Genomic DNA, 16,409 nt, shown 5'->3' with positions numbered 1-16,409 from the left:
CAGGAAAGGGCGCATGAACTCGCTCACCCAGGATTCGCAGAAGGCCGCCGCACGCGTCGGTCTCGTCTCCGACAGCATCACCATCCACGGCGGCAAGCCGCTGCGGGGTCGCGTGGAAGTGCGCGGCGCCAAGAACCTCGTCACCAAGGCGATGGTCGCCTCTCTGCTCGCCGACACCCCCAGCACTCTCAAGGGCGTGCCCGAGATCAGCGACGTCGCCGTCGTGAGCGGGCTGCTCAAGGCGCACGGGGTCGCGATCGACTCCTCCGCGCCCGGCGTGCTCACGCTCGACCCGAGCAACGTGGTCGGCGCGCACTTCGCCGAGATCGACGCGCACGCCGGCTCGAGCCGCATCCCGATCCTGTTCTGCGGCCCCCTCCTGCACCAGCTCGGCGAGGCCTTCATTCCCGACCTCGGCGGCTGCCGCATCGGCGACCGCCCCATCGACTTCCACCTCAACGCCCTGCGCGCCTTCGGGGCGGTCGTCGAGAAGTCGTACCAGGGCATCCACCTCACGGCGCCCCACAAGCTCGTCGGCGCCGATATCGACCTGCCGTTCCCGAGCGTCGGGGCGACCGAGCAGGTGCTCCTCACGGCGGTGCGGGCGGAGGGCACGACCGAGCTCAAGAACGCCGCGATCGAGCCCGAGATCATGGACCTCATCGCGATCCTGCAGAAGATGGGCGCGATCATCTCGGTCGAGCCCAACCGCGTCATCGTCATCGAGGGCGTGGAGACGCTGCGCGGCTACAACCACACCGCGATCTTCGACCGCAACGAGGCCGCGAGCTGGGCGGCGGCGGCGCTCGCGACGGGCGGCGACATCACTGTCGGCGGTGCGACGCAGCAAGAGCTCATGACCTTCCTCAACGTCTACCGCAAGGTCGGCGGCGAATTCGACGTGCTCGAGGACGGCATCCGCTTCTGGCACCCTGGAGGCCCGCTCAAGCCCGTCATGATCGAGACGGATGTGCACCCCGGCTTCATGACGGACTGGCAGCAGCCGCTCATCGTGGCCCTCACCCAGGCGGAGGGCGAGTCGGTCGTGCACGAGACGGTGTACGAGAACCGCTTCGGCTTCACGGAGGCGCTCAACGAGATGGGCGCGAACATCGTCGTGCACCAGTCGGGGCTCGCCTCCATCACGCGCCGCGTGCCGCGCCGACCGCTCGAGCAGGCCGCTGTCATCACGGGGCCGACCCCGTTGCACGGCGCCGACGTGCGTGTGCCCGACCTGCGCGGCGGCTTCAGCCACCTCATCGCCGCGCTCGCGGCGGAGGGCACGTCGACGGTGAGCAACGTGGGCATCATCAGCCGCGGCTACGAGCTGTTCATCGACAAGCTGCGGCAGCTGGGCGCCGACTTCGAGCTGCCCTCCTGAGCTGCTCGCACCGTCATGACCGACTCCATTCCTGCGCCGGCATTCGTCACGCACTAGCCTGTACCCGTGACTGACGCCACCCCCGCGACCGTCGACGACGACGGCCGCCCCGCGCGCCGTCGACGCCGGGAGAAGACCGCACTCTGGTACGTGATCGCGGCCCTGTGCCTCCCGCTCCTGACCCTCATGGCGCGGTTCCCCGTCATCGACGGCCACAAGCTTCCCCGTCAGGGCGCCTTCATCCTCGCGCCCAACCACTACAGCGAGATCGACCCCGTCATCATGGGCCGCTTCATGTGGAAGCTCGGGCGGGTTCCGCGCTTTCTCGCGAAAGCCTCCGTCTTCCGTGTTCCCGTGCTCGGTGCGATCCTGCGCTGGTCCGGTCAGATTCCGGTGGAGCGGGAGGGGCGGGGGCGGCCGGATGCTCCGCTCAAGGCGGCGCAGCAGCTCGTCGATCGCGAGCTCGCGATCATCATCTACCCCGAGGGCACCCTCACGCGCGACCCCGACCTGTGGCCCATGCGGGGCAAGAGCGGCGCGGTGCGCATGGCGCTCACCGCGGGCGTGCCGATCATTCCCGCCGCGCACTGGGGCACGCAGCAGATCATGGCGCGCTACTCGAAGAAGATCAGCTTCTTCCCCCGCAAGACCATCTACTGCAAGATCGGCGATCCCGTCGACCTGAGCGACCTCGAGGGGCGTCCGCTCGACTCGGCGACGCTCGCCGAGGGCACGCGTCGCGTCATGACGGCGATCGCCGACCTGCTCGGCGACCTGCGCGACGAGCAGCCGCCGGCGGAGCGCTGGGATCCCGCGAAGAACAACCAGGCCGAGACGGGCCGCTTTGAGTGACGAGGGCGCGTCACGCGAGCATCCGCCTCTGACGGAAGCGGTGCGATTGCCGCTGCCGAACCTCGATGCTGACGCGCCGCGCGTCGCCGTGCTCGGCGCCGGCTCGTGGGGCACGACGTTCGCGAAGATCCTCGCCGATGGCGGTGCCGACGTCGTCATGTGGGCACGCCGGCGCGAGGTTGCGCAGGAGATCACTGAGACGCATCGGAACAGCGGCTACCTGCCCGGCATCAACCTGCCCGGCAATCTGCGCGGCCACGACTCGCTCGAGCACGTGCTCGCGGGTGCCGAGCAGGTGTACCTCTCGGTGCCGAGCCAGAGCTTGCGCGCCAACCTCGCCTCGATTCGCGACATCGTGCCCGCCGACGTGCCCGTCGTGAGCCTCATGAAGGGGGTCGAGAAGGGCAGCGGGCTGCGCATGAGCGAGGTGATCCGCGACGAGCTGCGCATCGACGAGGAGCGCATCGCCGTCGTGAGCGGCCCCAACCTGGCCCTCGAGATCGCGAAGCGCCAGCCGACCGCGGCCGTCGTCTCGAGCGCCCACCGCGACACCGCCGTCGCCGTCGCGCAGGTGGCGTCGAACGAGTACTTCCGCTGCTTCGTCAACACCGACGTCGTCGGCACCGAGTTCGGGGGAGTGCTCAAGAACCTCATCGCCGTGGCCGTGGGCATCGCCGACGGCGTGGGCTACGGCGAGAACACGAAGGCATCGATCATCACCCGCGGGCTCGTCGAGATCACCGACTTCGCGGTCGCGTTCGGCGGCCGCTCAGAGACCATGACGGGGCTCGCAGGTCTCGGCGACCTCATCGCGACGTGCGAATCCCCGCTTTCGCGCAACAACACGGCGGGCCGGCTGCTCGGTCAGGGCTACGCCTTCGCGCAAGTGATCGCCCAGATGAACCAGACAGCGGAGGGTCTCTCCTCCGTCGGCCCGATTCTCGAACTGGCATCGACCAAGGGCGTCTCGATGCCGATCGTCGCACAGGTCGCGCGCGTGCTCGAAGGAACCCTCGACCCGCGCGAGCTCGCCCCGCACCTCGCCACGGATTCCGACGAGCCTCAAGGCGAGTAGGTTGCGCGCGCTGTCGAGCCTCAGGGGGAGTAGGCGATAGGTCGCGTCGAGCCTCAGGGCGAGTGGCGCCTCGGTAGGCTGGCTCTCGTGATCACGACCCTCGCCGGCGGCCGCGTCCTCGCCGAGAAGCACGGGGCGACTCCTCCGACGGTCGTCGCATTGCACGGCTGGGCGCGCGACGGCACCGATTTCGGCACGATCGTCTCGGGCCTCGACGCCGTGTGCCTGCACCTTCCCGGTTTCGGCCCGGCTCCGGCGCCCGACGACGTGTGGGGCAGCGAGGACTACGCCGAGCTGGTCGCCGAGGCTGTCGCGGCATACGCGCCGGTCATCGTCGTCGGCCACTCCTTCGGCGGGCGCGTGGCGGCTCGGCTGGCCGCGCGCCGCCCCGAGCTCGTGCGCGGGCTCGTTCTCACGGGCGTGCCGTTGCTGAGGCTGCAGGCGCCCGCCGCGCCTCCGCTGGGCTATCGCCTGGCGCGCTGGGCGAATCGGCGCGGCCTGCTGAGCGACGAGCGCATGGATGCCCTGCGCAACGCGCGCGGATCCACCGACTACCGCGCCGCCGAGGGCGTGCTGCGCGGCGTCCTCGTGCGCGTGGTCAACGAGTCCTACGACGAGGAGCTCGACGCCCTCGCCGCCGGCACGGTGCCCGTGCGCTTCGTGTGGGGCGAGCACGACACGGCGGCGCCGACGGAGGCCGGGCGGCGGGCCGCCGAGCGCGTCGGCTCGCCCTTCCGCGTCGTGCCCGGCAGCGCCCACCTGCTCGAGGGCGACCTCGAACTGGCCGTGCGCGAGGAGCTGCTCGCCCTCATCGCCGAGACGGCGGGGCAGGGCTGATGGCCGGCATCGTCGCCTCGGTGCTCTATCTGCCCTTCGTGGTCACAGCAAGCGTCCTCGGTGCGCTCGCGGCGATCCTCATCGCGGGCCGCTGGGTGCGCGTCGCCCAGCGGGAGCACTACGTACCCGGCTCGGTGTCGCGCATGGCCTGGCTGTGGCTGCGCCGCGAGCCGGGGTCCGGCCCCGCGACGGCCGTTGTCATCGTGGCGATTGCGGTGGCGGTGCTCGTGCCGATTCCCGCCCTGCAGGCGCTCCCGCTCCCCGCCATCGTCCTGCTGGGCCTGCTGCCCTTGGGGCTGGGGTTCCGGGGCACCTCGAAGCCTCTCGCGGTCACGTCGCGCGTGAAGCGACTGCTCGTGGTGTGGGTTGTCGTGCACCTTGCGGTCGGCGCGGCGCTCACACTCCTCCTCGGCCCCGCAGGCCCGGCGCTGACGCTCCTGCTGAGCGCACCACTCACCGACCTCGCGCTCGCGATCATGGCGCCCGTCGAGAAGTCCGCCTCGCAGCGGTACGTGGCCGCGGCGAAGAAGCGGCTCGCCCAGGTGCGGCCGACGGTCGTGGCGATCACCGGGTCCTACGGCAAGACGAGCACGAAAAACTACGTGGCCCACCTGCTGAGCGCTACGTTCACGACGGTCGCGAGCCCAGCATCCTTCAACAATCGTTTGGGGCTCGCCCGGTCGGTGAATGACAAGCTCGTGCCGGGCACCGAGATGTTCGTTGCGGAGATGGGCATGGATGCTCCCGGCCAGATCGCGGAGCTCTGCGAGCACTTCCCACCAGACATCGCGGCCATCACGGTCATCGGTGAGGGCCACCTGCAACGCATGCGCACGACGGACGCGATTCTGCAGGAGAAGTCGACGATCACCGATCGTGCGCGCACGGTCGTGCTGCCGATCGACGACGCGCGTCTCGCTGCTCTTGCCTCCTCCGACCGCATGAACGGGAAGCGGGTCGTCACGGTCAGCTGCGTGCCGGGTACGGACGCCGACGTGGTGCTGTCTCCTGCATCGGGCGATGCGGGGGCGACGATCGTTCTCGGCCGGGGTGCCGAGCCGGTGCCCGTGACCATCGCGAGCACGGGCCACGCCGTCAACGTCGCGGTCGCGTCGGGCATCGCCCTCGCCGCGGGTGTGCCCGCCGCTGTCATCGCGTCTCGCATCGACGCACTGCCGGGCTCCCAGCACCGCGCCGAGGTGCAGCAGTCGCCGAGCGGAGCGCTCGTGATCGACGACACCTACAACGCGAACCCCGTCGGGTCGCTACGCGCGCTCGAGAGCGCGGCGGCGCTCGCCGCCGAGCGGGGAGGCCCTCTCGTCGTCGTGACGCCGGGCATGGTCGAGCTCGGCCCCGTGCAGGCCGAGCGCAACCACGCGTTCGGCGCCGCAATCGGCGCTGTCGGAGCGCGACTGTTCGCGGTCGCACGCACCAACCGGGCCGCTCTGCTCGCGGGCTACGCGAGCACGGCGACGGCGGAGGCGCTCGGTGCGGACGCCGTGCGCTCGCGCGAGCACGCGGTCGCCGAGGCGGTCACGGTCGCGGGGGAGCGGGGCGTTATCCTCTATGAGAACGACTTGCCCGATCACTATCCGTGATCTCAGAACCCACTGATTAAGGTGCACATGGCTGGAACCGCCCCCTGGGCCGTCGTCTTCGGCGGTCCGAGCCCCGAGCATGAGATCTCGATCCTCACGGGTCTCCAGGCAGAACGCGTTCTGACCGCTGCCGGTCACGACGTCGTGCCGATCTACTGGTCGCCGACGGGGGACTGGTTCCGCGTGCCCGCGGGCACGGAGGCGAAGGACTACCTCGAGGGCGCTCCGCGCGAGTCGACGCCGCTCGAAGCGCGCGTCTCGGGCGACCCCGGGCTGTACCGCCGCAAGACGTTCGGCGCCGAGCGCCTCGACCTCGAGGCCGCGCTGCTGTGCCTGCACGGCGGCGTCGGCGAGGGCGGCGGCGCCGCTGCGGTGTTCTCGCTCTTGGGCATTCCCGCGACAGGGTCCACGCTGTTCGCCGGCGCGGTCGGCATGGACAAGCTCGCCTTCGGCGGCCTCATGTCGGCCGCGGGCATCCCGAGCCTTCCCCGCGAAGCGGTGTCGACGCTCACCGAGCCCGCCTTCGAGGGCCCCTACATCGTCAAGCCGCGCTTCGGCGGCTCCTCGATCGGCATCGAGATCGCCGAGGATGTCGCCGCGGCCCGCGCTCTCGCGGCCAGCAGCGTGCACTTGCGCACGGGCGCCGTGGTCGAGCCCTACCGCCCCGAGCTCGTCGACCTCAACATCGCCTTCCGCACCTTCCCGAGCCTGGAGATCACGCAGCTCGAGAAGCCGCTGCGCGGGCCCGCCGGCAGTGCGCTCTACAGCTACGCCGAGAAGTACCTTGCAGGCGGCGCGGGCGCCGATGCCGGCCTCACGAGCGCTCCCCGCGAGTTCCCGGCTGAGGTGCCCGAGGCCGTGCACACACGGGCGCGCGAGCTTGCCGAGCGCGTCGCGGACGTCACGCGGCTCACCGGCATCGTGCGCGTCGACCTGCTGCTCGACGAGGCGAGCAGCGAGCTCTACGTCAACGAGGTCAACACGATCCCCGGCGCGCTCTCGCTGTACCTGTGGGCGCCGCAGCAGCCGGCGGCGACCGTCCTCGTGGATGCTCTCACCGAGGCCCGGGACCGCCGCGTAGTCTTCCCCCAGGCCGGGTTCGGCGGCGGCGCCGCGCTACGAGCCGCGGGCGGCATCGCCGGCAAGCTCGTCGGCCTCGACGGCCCCCGCGCGTAGCCGCGCGGCGCGCTCGCGCGCCCGCGCACGCGCGCACGGGCGTCGGTGCCAGATCTGGCGCAAAAGGGCGCTCGTCGCCCGCGATTCGGCCACTTTGTGGCGAATCTGCGGCGGCGCTCGCGGCGCGCGAGGGCGAACCCGCGCGCTATGTCGTGCCAGATCTGGCACGAATGGGCGCTCGCGGTGCGCGATACTCCCGTTTTGCGGCGAATCTGCGGGGTTGCGCGGGGTGCGTGGGCCATGCGGGGTGCGTGGGCCACGCGGGTCGTGTGGGGTGAGCGGGCATGCGCGGGTCGTGTGGGGTGAGCGGGCGTGCGCGGGTCGTGCGGGGTGAGCGGGGATGCGCGGGGCGCTACTCGGTCTCGGGTGCGACCGTGCCGCCGCCGAAGACGTCGGTCGTAGCGAGGCACCGGGCCTCGGCCGGGGTCGCGGCGACCGCTCCGCTGATGGCGCGCACGGCGTCCGCGCCGGCGATGTAGGTGATGTCGACGATGACCTCGGTCGTGGGCGTGCGTCCGTAGGTCGTGAAGACGTATTGCGGGGCGTCGCTCTCGTCGAGCAGCCAGTCGACGCCGTCGACGTCGAAGCACGGCAGGTCGCTCGGGCCGAGATCGGGCAGCCCGCACCGGTAGATGACGGCCGTGGGTTCACCCCACGCCGCAGTGGCCTGCGCGTTCGTGCTGCGGCGGTCGAGCTCGCCGATGGTCTGCGGCAGCCGCACCGAGATCTCGGCGCACGCCACGGAGTTCGCCTCGGGCGCCGCCTCGAGCGGCACGGTCGGAGCACACGCCGCGAGGGGCATGATGGCGAGCGCGGCGACGGCAAGGGCCAGGAGGGGGGAGCGGGTTCTCATCGTCGTTCAGGCTACCGTTGAGCGCATGAGCGAAGCCGAGTCGAGCGGGCCCGACGGCGACGGCGCCGGCGTCGAGGGCACCCGGGCAGCCGCAGAACCGGGCGGCGGAGACGACTCGAAGCACACCCTCGACACTCTCGGCTCCGTCGGTGAGCTCGATGCCCTCGCCCGCATTATCCCGCGCCTGCCGCCGAGCGAGGCGACCATGCTGGGCCCGGGCGACGACGCAGCCGTGCTCGCGGCGCCCGACGGTCTCTACGTCGTGACGACCGACATGATGATCCACGGCCCCGACTTCCGCCTCGCGTGGTCGAGCATGCGCGATCTGGGGTTCAAGGCCGCGGCGACGAACCTGAGCGACGTCGCCGCGATGGGCGCGCGACCGACGGCTCTCGTCGTGGCGCTCGCGGCACCGGCCGAGACGCCCGTGAGCGACCTTGAGGCCCTCGCGGACGGCTTGCGGGAAGCGTGCGCCGAGCTCGCTCCGGGCTGCGGAGTCGTCGGGGGAGACCTGAGTGTCTCACCCACCCTCACGATCGCCGTGACGGCGTTCGGCGACCTCGAAGGGCGTGAGCCGGTGCGGCGCGACGGCGCGCGCGTGGGCGACGTGGTCGCGGTCTCCGGCCCGCTCGGTGCGGCCGCAGAGGGTCTGGCCCTGCTGTTCGAGCGCGCGGTCAATGGCGACGGCGTGCCGGATGCGCGGGCCGCCGCTCGACTGCGCTCCGAGCATCCCGTCGCCGTAGCCGCCCAGCTCACGCCGCACCCGCCGATCGCGGACGGCGTCGCCGCCGCGCTCGCGGGAGCCACCTCGATGCTCGACTTGAGCGACGGCCTCGCCCTCGACGCGCGGCGGATTGCGCGCGCGAGCGGCGTGAGCCTCGACCTCGATGCGGCTGCCGTGTGCATGGCGGCGGGGGTGGATGCTTCCCGGCTGCCGCACGTGATCGTGGGCGGGGAGGATCACTCGCTGCTCGCGACGTTCCCGCCCGCGACGGGCCCGGGCCAGTCGCTGCCGGGCGGGTTCCGGGTGATCGGCCGCGTCGTCGAGGCGGGCGCAGAGGGCCCTGCCCTGCTCGTCGGGGGCCGGGTCTTCGCCGCGCGCGGCGGGTGGGACTCGTTCGACGAGTGGAGCGGCGGCGTCGGCTGAACGCCGGACGGCGCGGGGAAGGCTAGGAGGCGCGGCGCGCGCGGGCGGCGCGGCGCTTGAGGGCGCGGCGCTCGTCTTCGCTGAGGCCGCCCCAGACGCCGGAGTCCTGGTTGGTCTCGAGAGCGTACTGCAGGCAGGTCTCGGTCACCGAGCAGCGACCGCAGACGGTCTTCGCCTTCTCGATCTGGTCCACGGCGGGACCAGTGTTGCCGACCGGGAAGAAGAGCTCCGGGTCAGCGGTGAGGCAGGCTGCTTTGTCGCGCCAATCCATAGGACGTGCTCCTTTTGTGCATTGCCGTAGCACGTCGAGTGAGGTTGGGGACGCGCTACATCCGTGAACTCGCCGACGAAAAGGGGGCAAGTGAGACAGTGAGGGATGCCGCCCACGTCACTGTAGGCGTCTGATCAACCGCATATAGGCTCTCACAGGGCCTGAGTCAAATCAATAGCTTTGTATAGGACGGTTCTCGTGTCGGACACCCGGCGGACACCTCTCGTCATCCTGCTCGTCACCATCCTGGCGCTGGAGGCGGTCTTCCTCGCCGTCGTGACGGTTGCGCTCACGGTCGAGCTCGTCGGGCAGCAGGCCGACTTCCCGGTGACGGCGCTCGCCCTCGTCGGCCTCACTGCGCTCGTGGTCGTGTGGCTCGTCGCGATGACGGCGGGCGTCTGGCGCGCGCGGGCGTGGACGCGTGGCAGCATTCTCGTCTACCACTTCCTGCAGCTCGCGATCGGGGTCGGCAGCCTTCAGGGCTTTGTGCCGCGGCCCGACATCGCGTCGTGGATCATCATCCCCTCGATCGTGGGCATCGTGCTTGCGCTCACGCCGACGATCACCGAGTACCTGTCGCGGCGCGACTGAGCCCGCGCCGAGCGGCGCGCCGGGGGAGGGGCGGGTGGCTCAGTCGAGCCCGAGCTTCTTGCGCAGGCTCGCGACGTGGCCGGTGGCCTTGACGTTGTAGAGGGCGTGCTCGAGCGTGCCCTGCTCGTCGACGACGAAGGTGGAGCGAATCACGCCCGTCACCGTCTTGCCGTACATCGACTTCTCGCCGTACGCCGCGTAGGCGTTGTGCACCGTGAGATCGGGGTCGCTCAGCAGGGGGAAGGTCAGGTTCTGCTCGTCGGCGAACGTCTGCAGAGCATCCCCGGAGTCCTTGGAGATGCCGAGCACCTGGTAGCCGGCGCTCGCGAGGGAGGCGAGGTTGTCGCGGAAGTCGCACGCCTGCGTCGTGCAGCCGGGCGTCGAGGCGGCGGGGTAGAAGTAGAGCACGACCTTCTGGCCGGCGTAGTCGCCGAGCGAGACGGGCGTGCCGTCCTTGTCGGGCAAGGTGAAGGCGGGGGCGGCGGTTCCGGCTTCGAGGCGCGTGCTGGCCATGAGGGCTCCTAGTGTGAACGGGATGCGCGGCGCAGGTCGGCTCCGCGGTGAGGGTTTCAGTGTATGAATGCGGGCAGGATGCTCGCTGAAAGCCGCCCGAGTGGAGGCTGCCCCGCCACGGTGGTAGTGTTTCCTCTCGGCCGTCAAGGCCTACGCACCTCTAGCTCAATTGGCAGAGCAACTGACTCTTAATCAGTGGGTTCCGGGTTCAAGTCCCGGGGGGTGTACGAAAACCCCGGTTCGCTCTCGCCAGCTGCCGGGGTTTTTTCGTGCCTGGCGACGCTCTAGTCGTCGATGCCGGGGGCGTCGATCGCCTTGTTCTCCTCCATGACCGTGCCGACGGCAATCGCGACGCTGATGCCCCAACTGGCCCACATGAGGGCGAGGCGCCAGTCGCGCGGGCCGTGCCGAGTGGTCGAGATGACATTCCAGGCGGAGAACACGGCGCTCACCACGGCACCGTTGAGGATGTACTTGCGCATGCGGTGACCTTCCCTCGTCGTGTGTGCTCCACGCTATCGTTCCTGCCCGGTGCGGATGCCGCCAGCGTCCAGTTCGTGTCCAGGCTGTTGCGCGGGGCTGGGAAGTCGCCCAGCGCAACCTTGGCATCTGACCGATTGGTCAAATCCTGACCGATCGGTCAACTAACGTGGCCGCCGTGACTCTCCATGACGAACTGCGCGCGATCGCGCTTGCCGAATTCGCGACCTCCGGGTACGCCGCGACCTCACTGCAGCGCATCGCCGACCTCGCGGGCACATCGAAGGCGAGCGTGCTCTACCACTTCGCGTCGAAAGAGCTGCTGCTCGCCGACATCGTGAGCCCCGCCGTCGATGACCTCGATCGCCTGCTCGACTCGATCGACACCGCGAGCGGGCTACGCCACGCCGACTTCGTCGAGAACTTCGTCGACCTCCTGCTGCGGCACCGCGAGGTTGTTCCCCTCGTCATCAACCAGGGCGCGACCCTCGATGACGTTCCCGTCATGCACCGCGCGACCGAGATCATGCGCCGCGTCGCCGAACTCTTCCGGCTCGCGAGCGGCTCGACCATGGAGAAGCTGCGCTTCGGCGTCGCATTCGGCGGAGTCGCCTACACGCTCGCGGCCGCCGAGCGCCTCGGCCTCAGCGGCGAGATCGACGTCGACGACCTGCGCGGCGCACTCCTGGTCATCCTGCACGAACTGCTCGTGCCCTCCGAGCAGTCGCTTGCCCCCGCCTCCCTCGCCGACCCGACCCCCAAGGACTGACGTGGCCACCCTCCTCTACCGTCTCGGGCGCTTTGCCTACCGCCGCGCCGCGCTCGTCATCACCGTGTGGGTCATCGCCCTCGCGGCGGCTCTCGGCGTGGGCCTGAGCCTCGGCGGCCAGACCGACGAGAGCTTCTCGATTCCCGGCACCGAGTCGCAGGAGGCGCTCGATCAGCTTGACCAGCTCTTCCCCGAAGCCGCCGGCACCACCGTGCAGGCGGTCGTCGCGCCCGAGGACGACTCCCTCGTGACGGATGCCGACATCCGAGGCGAGATCGACGCGCTCATGGCCGACCTCGAGTCGATCCCCGGCGTCGAGACCGTCCTCGGCCCGTTCGACGAGTTCGCGAGCAACCAGGTGAGTGACGACGAGTCGGTCGCGATCGTGCAGGCGAGCCTCGAGGGCACCTCCCAGTCGATCTCGACCGAGACTCTCGACGCGATCACCGCGACCGCCGACGCGCGCGATGTGCGCGTCGAGTTCGCCGGCCAGGTCTTTCAGAACACCACGGTCGGCATCACCGTGATCGAGGTCATCGGCGTGCTCGTCGCGGGGGCCGTGCTCGTCGTGACCTTCGGGTCTCTCCTCGCCGCCGGCATGCCGCTCGCGGCCGCCCTCATCGGCATCGGGATCTCCCTCGGCGGCATTCTCGGCGTCGCGGCCTTCGTTCCCGTTTCGAGCTCCGCGCCCCTGCTCGCCCTCATGATCGGGCTCGCGGTCGGCATCGACTACTCGCTCTTCATCCTCTCCCGACACCGCACCCAGCTCGCCCGAGGCGAGCGACCACTCGAGTCGGCCGGCATCGCTGTGGGCACCGCGGGCAGTGCCGTCGTGTTCGCGGGCGTGACGGTCATCATCGCCCTGCTCGGGCTCCTCGTCGTCGGTGTGCCGTTCCTCTCCGTCATGGGCATCGGTGCGGCAGTCGCGGTGACCGTCGCGATGCTCGCCGCGACGACGCTGCTCCCGGCGTTCATGGGGCTCGCGGGCGACCGCCTCGTCCCCCGCGAGGGGTCGCGCGCCTGGAAGCGCGCACACCCCACGTCGTCGAGCCGCCCGACCATGGGGCGCCGGTGGGTGCGCGGCGTCATGCGCCGTCCGATCCTCTCCACGGTCGGCGTCGTGCTCGTGCTCGGCACCATCTCGATCCCGGCGTTCTCGCTCGACCTCAACCTTCCCGATGGCGGCAAGGAGCCCGAGGGTTCGACGCAGCGCATCGCCTACGACCTCATCGCCGACTCCTTCGGCCCCGGCACCGCAGGCCCCCTCCTCGTGACCCTCGACATCACCCAGTCCACCGACATCATGGGCGACCTCGAGGGCATTCGGGACGACCTCGAGGCGGTCGACGGCGTCGCGAGCGTGAGTCCGGGCATCCCGTCGCCGGGTCTCGAGCTGGCGATCTTCCGCGTCGCCCCCACGACCGCTCCTGACGCGCAGGAGACGAAGGCTCTCGTCGCCGAGCTGCGCGAGACCGGGCAGCTCATCGAGGAGGAGTACGGCACCCCGCTCGCCGTGACGGGCGTCACGGCCGTCGGCATCGACATCTCGACGCGCCTCACGGGCGCGCTCGTGCCCTTCGGCATCATCGTCGTCGGCCTCTCGATCGTGCTGCTCATGGCCGTCTTCCGCTCGGTGCTGGTGCCCGTGAAGGCGGCGCTGGGCTTCCTCCTCACCGTCGGCAGCGCGATCGGCGTGACCGTCGCCGTCTTCCAGTGGGGATGGGGCGCCGAGCTGCTGCACGCCGAGCCCGGCCCCATCCTGAGCTTCATGCCCATCATCCTCATGGCGGTGCTATTCGGCCTCGCGATGGACTACGAGGTGTTCCTCGTCTCGGGCATGCGCGAAGAGCACGTGCACGGCGCGACCCCGCGCGAGGCGATCGAGGAGGGCTTCACGACCGGAGCCCGCGTCGTCACGGCTGCGGCCCTCATCATGTTCTTCGTCTTCGCCGCCTTCGTGCCCGAGGGTGCGGGGCTCATCAAGCCCATCGCCCTCGGGCTCGCCGTCGGCATCGCGGTCGACGCGTTCGTCGTGCGCATGCTGCTCGGGCCCGCGCTCATGACGCTCTTCGGCCGCGCGGGCTGGTGGTTCCCGCGCTTCCTCGACCGGCTGCTGCCCGACCTCGACGTCGAGGGCGCCCGATTGCGGCACCATCGCGACACCGTCCAGTGGGCGGCCGGGGCGGGCGATGCGGAGGTCGTGGCCGACCGGCTCGAGATCGCGGGCACCGAGAAGACCCTCAGCCTGCGCGTCGAGTCGGGGCAGGGCATCCTCGTCGATGCGGCGCCCGCCGAGCGCGGTCTCGTGCTCGCGACCCTCGCCGGCTACCTCGCGGCACCGAGCGGGCGCGCGCGCATCGCGGGCGCCCTCCTGCCCTCCGAGGCGGGGACGGCGAGCGAGCGCGTGAGTCTGCTCGAGCTGGAGCCTCATCGACTCGACCCGAGCGTCACGGTGCGCGAACTCGCGACCGAGCATCGTGCGTCGCACCCCGGCCGCACGGGGCAGCGCGAGATCGAGCGCTGGTGGCGCGGAGTCGCGGCGACCGCCCGACGACTGGGAGGCGCCGCCGCCCCGCTCGCGTCCGTCGAGCTCGACGACACCCTCGTGTCGTTGTCGCCCGAGCGCCGAGCGCTCGCCCTCGTCGCACTCGCGACGGCGCATCGCGCCACCGTGCACCTCATCGATGCGGGTGGGCTCGCACGCGCGACGGTCGACGCCGTCGACGCTCTCATCGTCGCCCTCTCCGAGCCGCACCCTGCCCGCATCGTGACGGGCGACGCCGCGAGCGAGGACGCCGCGGCGCTCGCTCTCGAACCCCTCGCGCCCGTCGACGCCCACGACGCCCGAACTCCGGAGGCCCTCCTCTCATGACCGACCGCTCCGCACCCCAGCCCGCCCGGCGCTCGCGGCGCCGCATCGCGATGGTCGTCGGCGCCGTGCTCGTGCCGCTCAGTCTCGTGGGGCTCGCGCTGGCCGCCGTCGGCGACGGCGAGGAGGCGCTCGACCGCATTCCCGCGGCGATCGTCAACAACGACGAGCTCGTCACGATGGTCGACGCCGACGGCGAGGAGCAGCCGTTCCTCGCCGGCCGTCAGCTCGTGACCGAGCTGACCGGCCCCGACTCGGTGGGCTTCGACTGGACCCCGACGGGCCAGGAGGAAGCGGCACGCGCCCTCGAGGAGGGAGAGGTCTACGCCGTCGTCACGATCCCCTCCGACTTCTCCGCGTCGCTCACGAAGATCTCCGAGACGGATGCTCAGCCGGCGTCGATCCGCGTCGAGACCGACGACGCCCACAGCTACCTGGCCGGCTCGGTCATGCAGGCGATCGGCAGCGGCCTCGTCGCGCAGTTCGGCTCGGAGATCACGGCGCTCTACCTGGACGAGCTCGCGGGCGGTCTCGGTGAGCTCGGCGAGTCGCTCGAGACCGCGGCAGACGGTGCGGGTGAACTCGCCGACGGTTCCCGCGAGATCGCGGGCGGCGTGCGCGAGATCGGCGACGGCGTCTCCGGTCTCGGCAGCGGCGCGAGCGCGCTGGGCAGCGGGCTGGGCTCGGCGACGGCGGGCGCGCGCGAGTCGGCCGACGGCGCCGCGGCCCTCTCCTCCGGCATCACCGGGTATACACAGGGCGTGGACGCCCTGGCCTCCGGGCTCGCCCAGCTCGACACGGCCGCGGGCTCGCTCGGTGCCCTCAGTGGTGCCGTCGCGAACGTCTCGAGTCTCGCGAACGCTCTCGTGGTACAGGCTCAAGCGGCACTGGACGAGGCGCAGACCTCCGGTGCGAGCGCAGAGACGATCGCGGAGGCGCAGGCCGTGCTCGTCGACGCGCGGACACTCGCCGCGACCGCCGCAGGCACGAGCGCGCAGGTCACCCCGGCGCTCGCAGGCATCGAGGCGGGCGTGAGCGACAGCGCGAGCGGTGCCGCCGCGCTGTCGAGCGAGAGCGCCGCTCTGCGCGGGGGAGCCCGCGGGCTTGCCGCGGGACTCGGCGAACTCGCGGCCGGGCTCGGTCAGTCGCGCGATGGCGCCTTCTCGCTCGCCGACGGTGCTGCGCAGCTCGCCGCAGGCAACGCCGAGCTCGCCGACGGCGCGAGCGAGCTCGCGGCCGGGACGGAGGAGCTCGCGGCCGGCCTCGACGAGGGCGCAGCATCCGTGCCCGACGACGTCGCGACCGTGCCCGATGCCGTGACCGAGCCGATCACCCTCGAGGCCGAGCGCGCGAACGCGCTCGAGGGGGTCGGCGGGCTCATCATCGCCGTGCTCGGCCCGCTCGGCCTCTGGTTCGGCGCCATGGCCGTGACTCTCGCGCTGCCCGCCCGCGGTGCGGCGATGGTGGGCTCTCCGCTCGGGGCGGGAGCCCTCCTGCGGCGCCGACTACTGCTGCTCGCCGGGCTCTCGCTCGCGCAGGCGGGCCTCGTCACCCTGCTCGCGCACACCGTGGCGGGAGTCTCGTGGGCGCTCGCGCCCGCCATCCTTGGCCTCATGACGCTCATCGCGGTCGCGTTCACGGCACTCCACGTTGCCCTCGCCCAGTGGCTCGGCCGCGGCGGGCTCGTCGTGTCGCTTCTCGCGCTCGCCGTGCAGGTCATCGTCGTGGGCGGCGTCATCCCCATCGAGGCGCTCGCGGCGCCCTTCCCCGCCCTGAGCGCCGTGCTGCCGCTCTCGCAGGCGACCGACGGCCTCACCGCGATCATCGCGGGCGGCTCGGCCGACCGAGCAGTGTCGGCGGCGGTGAGTCTCGTGATCCTCACGGCGATCTCGCTCATCATCGCCCGCCTGGCCGCGGGTCGAGCGCGGCGCCGCGCGGTACTGAGGAGGTTCGCGCCGTCGATGGCGTGAGCGGTGCTGGGCAGCGCCAGGGGCCTC

The 16,409-nt window shown here is 71.3% G+C and carries 15 protein-coding genes and 1 tRNA gene; 12 read left to right on the top strand and 4 right to left on the bottom strand.

Going from position 1 to position 16,409, the window contains the following annotated elements; genetic code table 11:
* Nucleotides 1-13: 13 nt before the first annotated feature.
* The 6 genes from murA to FK219_RS00685 all read left to right on the top strand — a co-directional run bounded on the left by murA (nucleotide 14) and on the right by FK219_RS00685 (nucleotide 6,919).
* The gene (gene murA / locus FK219_RS00710; RefSeq protein WP_152581971.1) at nucleotides 14-1,381 is read left to right on the top strand and encodes a UDP-N-acetylglucosamine 1-carboxyvinyltransferase; all 1,368 of its coding nucleotides are present in this window, start codon (nucleotides 14-16) and stop codon (nucleotides 1,379-1,381) included.
* Between the two features lie 66 nt (nucleotides 1,382-1,447).
* Nucleotides 1,448-2,233 (top strand): lysophospholipid acyltransferase family protein, encoded by a 786-nt coding sequence (locus FK219_RS00705; protein ID WP_246299299.1) that lies wholly within the window; start codon nucleotides 1,448-1,450, stop codon nucleotides 2,231-2,233.
* Nucleotides 2,234-2,261: 28 nt separating this feature from the next.
* Nucleotides 2,262-3,308, top strand: a complete 1,047-nt coding sequence (locus FK219_RS00700; RefSeq protein WP_407941877.1) for an NAD(P)H-dependent glycerol-3-phosphate dehydrogenase — start codon at nucleotides 2,262-2,264, stop codon at nucleotides 3,306-3,308.
* Between the two features lie 87 nt (nucleotides 3,309-3,395).
* Entirely contained in the window at nucleotides 3,396-4,145 is a 750-nt protein-coding gene (locus tag FK219_RS00695; protein WP_165638001.1) for an alpha/beta fold hydrolase, read from the top strand.
* Nucleotides 4,145-5,743, top strand: coding sequence for a Mur ligase family protein (locus FK219_RS00690; protein WP_152581969.1), 1,599 nt, complete (start codon nucleotides 4,145-4,147; stop codon nucleotides 5,741-5,743). Before FK219_RS00695 ends, FK219_RS00690 begins: the two co-directional genes overlap by 1 nt.
* A gap of 27 nt (nucleotides 5,744-5,770) precedes the next feature.
* Nucleotides 5,771-6,919, top strand: a complete 1,149-nt coding sequence (locus tag FK219_RS00685; protein ID WP_152581968.1) for a D-alanine--D-alanine ligase family protein — start codon at nucleotides 5,771-5,773, stop codon at nucleotides 6,917-6,919.
* A 352-nt stretch (nucleotides 6,920-7,271) separates the two neighbouring features.
* Here FK219_RS00685 and FK219_RS00680 read toward each other — a convergent pair whose 3' ends face one another.
* The gene (locus FK219_RS00680; RefSeq protein WP_152581967.1) at nucleotides 7,272-7,772 is read right to left on the bottom strand and encodes a DUF3515 family protein; all 501 of its coding nucleotides are present in this window, start codon (nucleotides 7,770-7,772) and stop codon (nucleotides 7,272-7,274) included.
* Between the two features lie 25 nt (nucleotides 7,773-7,797).
* On the opposite strand from FK219_RS00680, the gene thiL reads away from it, so the two are divergent.
* Nucleotides 7,798-8,919, top strand: a complete 1,122-nt coding sequence (thiL, locus tag FK219_RS00675; protein WP_152581966.1) for a thiamine-phosphate kinase — start codon at nucleotides 7,798-7,800, stop codon at nucleotides 8,917-8,919.
* Between the two features lie 22 nt (nucleotides 8,920-8,941).
* On the opposite strand, the gene FK219_RS00670 is transcribed toward thiL, so the two are convergent.
* Nucleotides 8,942-9,190, bottom strand: a complete 249-nt coding sequence (locus tag FK219_RS00670; protein ID WP_055859575.1) for a WhiB family transcriptional regulator — start codon at nucleotides 9,188-9,190, stop codon at nucleotides 8,942-8,944.
* Between the two features lie 198 nt (nucleotides 9,191-9,388).
* Between FK219_RS00670 and FK219_RS00665 the strand changes: the two genes are divergently transcribed.
* Nucleotides 9,389-9,781: a hypothetical protein gene (locus tag FK219_RS00665; protein ID WP_152581965.1), complete on the top strand. Its 393-nt coding sequence runs from the start codon at nucleotides 9,389-9,391 to the stop codon at nucleotides 9,779-9,781.
* A gap of 39 nt (nucleotides 9,782-9,820) precedes the next feature.
* Here FK219_RS00665 and bcp read toward each other — a convergent pair whose 3' ends face one another.
* Entirely contained in the window at nucleotides 9,821-10,294 is a 474-nt protein-coding gene (gene bcp / locus FK219_RS00660) for a thioredoxin-dependent thiol peroxidase (RefSeq protein WP_152581964.1), read from the bottom strand.
* Nucleotides 10,295-10,448: 154 nt separating this feature from the next.
* Here bcp and FK219_RS00655 point away from each other — a divergent pair.
* Nucleotides 10,449-10,521 (top strand) — tRNA-Lys (locus tag FK219_RS00655).
* A 57-nt stretch (nucleotides 10,522-10,578) separates the two neighbouring features.
* Here FK219_RS00655 and FK219_RS00650 read toward each other — a convergent pair.
* Entirely contained in the window at nucleotides 10,579-10,776 is a 198-nt protein-coding gene (locus tag FK219_RS00650) for a hypothetical protein (RefSeq protein ID WP_152581963.1), read from the bottom strand.
* A 176-nt stretch (nucleotides 10,777-10,952) separates the two neighbouring features.
* Here FK219_RS00650 and FK219_RS00645 point away from each other — a divergent pair, with 176 nt between their 5' ends.
* The 3 genes from FK219_RS00645 to FK219_RS00635 are packed head-to-tail and all read left to right on the top strand — an operon-like array spanning nucleotide 10,953 to nucleotide 16,382.
* A complete protein-coding gene (locus FK219_RS00645; protein WP_152581962.1) occupies nucleotides 10,953-11,543 on the top strand; it encodes a TetR/AcrR family transcriptional regulator in 591 nt (196 codons plus the stop codon).
* Nucleotide 11,544: 1 nt separating this feature from the next.
* A complete protein-coding gene (locus FK219_RS00640) occupies nucleotides 11,545-14,415 on the top strand; it encodes an MMPL family transporter (RefSeq protein WP_165638000.1) in 2,871 nt (956 codons plus the stop codon).
* Nucleotides 14,412-16,382 (top strand): YhgE/Pip domain-containing protein, encoded by a 1,971-nt coding sequence (locus tag FK219_RS00635; protein ID WP_152581960.1) that lies wholly within the window; start codon nucleotides 14,412-14,414, stop codon nucleotides 16,380-16,382. Before FK219_RS00640 ends, FK219_RS00635 begins: the two co-directional genes overlap by 4 nt.
* Nucleotides 16,383-16,409: the final 27 nt, after the last annotated feature.

It is taken from the genome of Microcella pacifica (assembly GCF_009371975.2).
Lineage (GTDB): Bacteria > Actinomycetota > Actinomycetes > Actinomycetales > Microbacteriaceae > Microcella > Microcella pacifica.
This window is presented reverse-complemented; position numbering and strand designations above follow the sequence as displayed.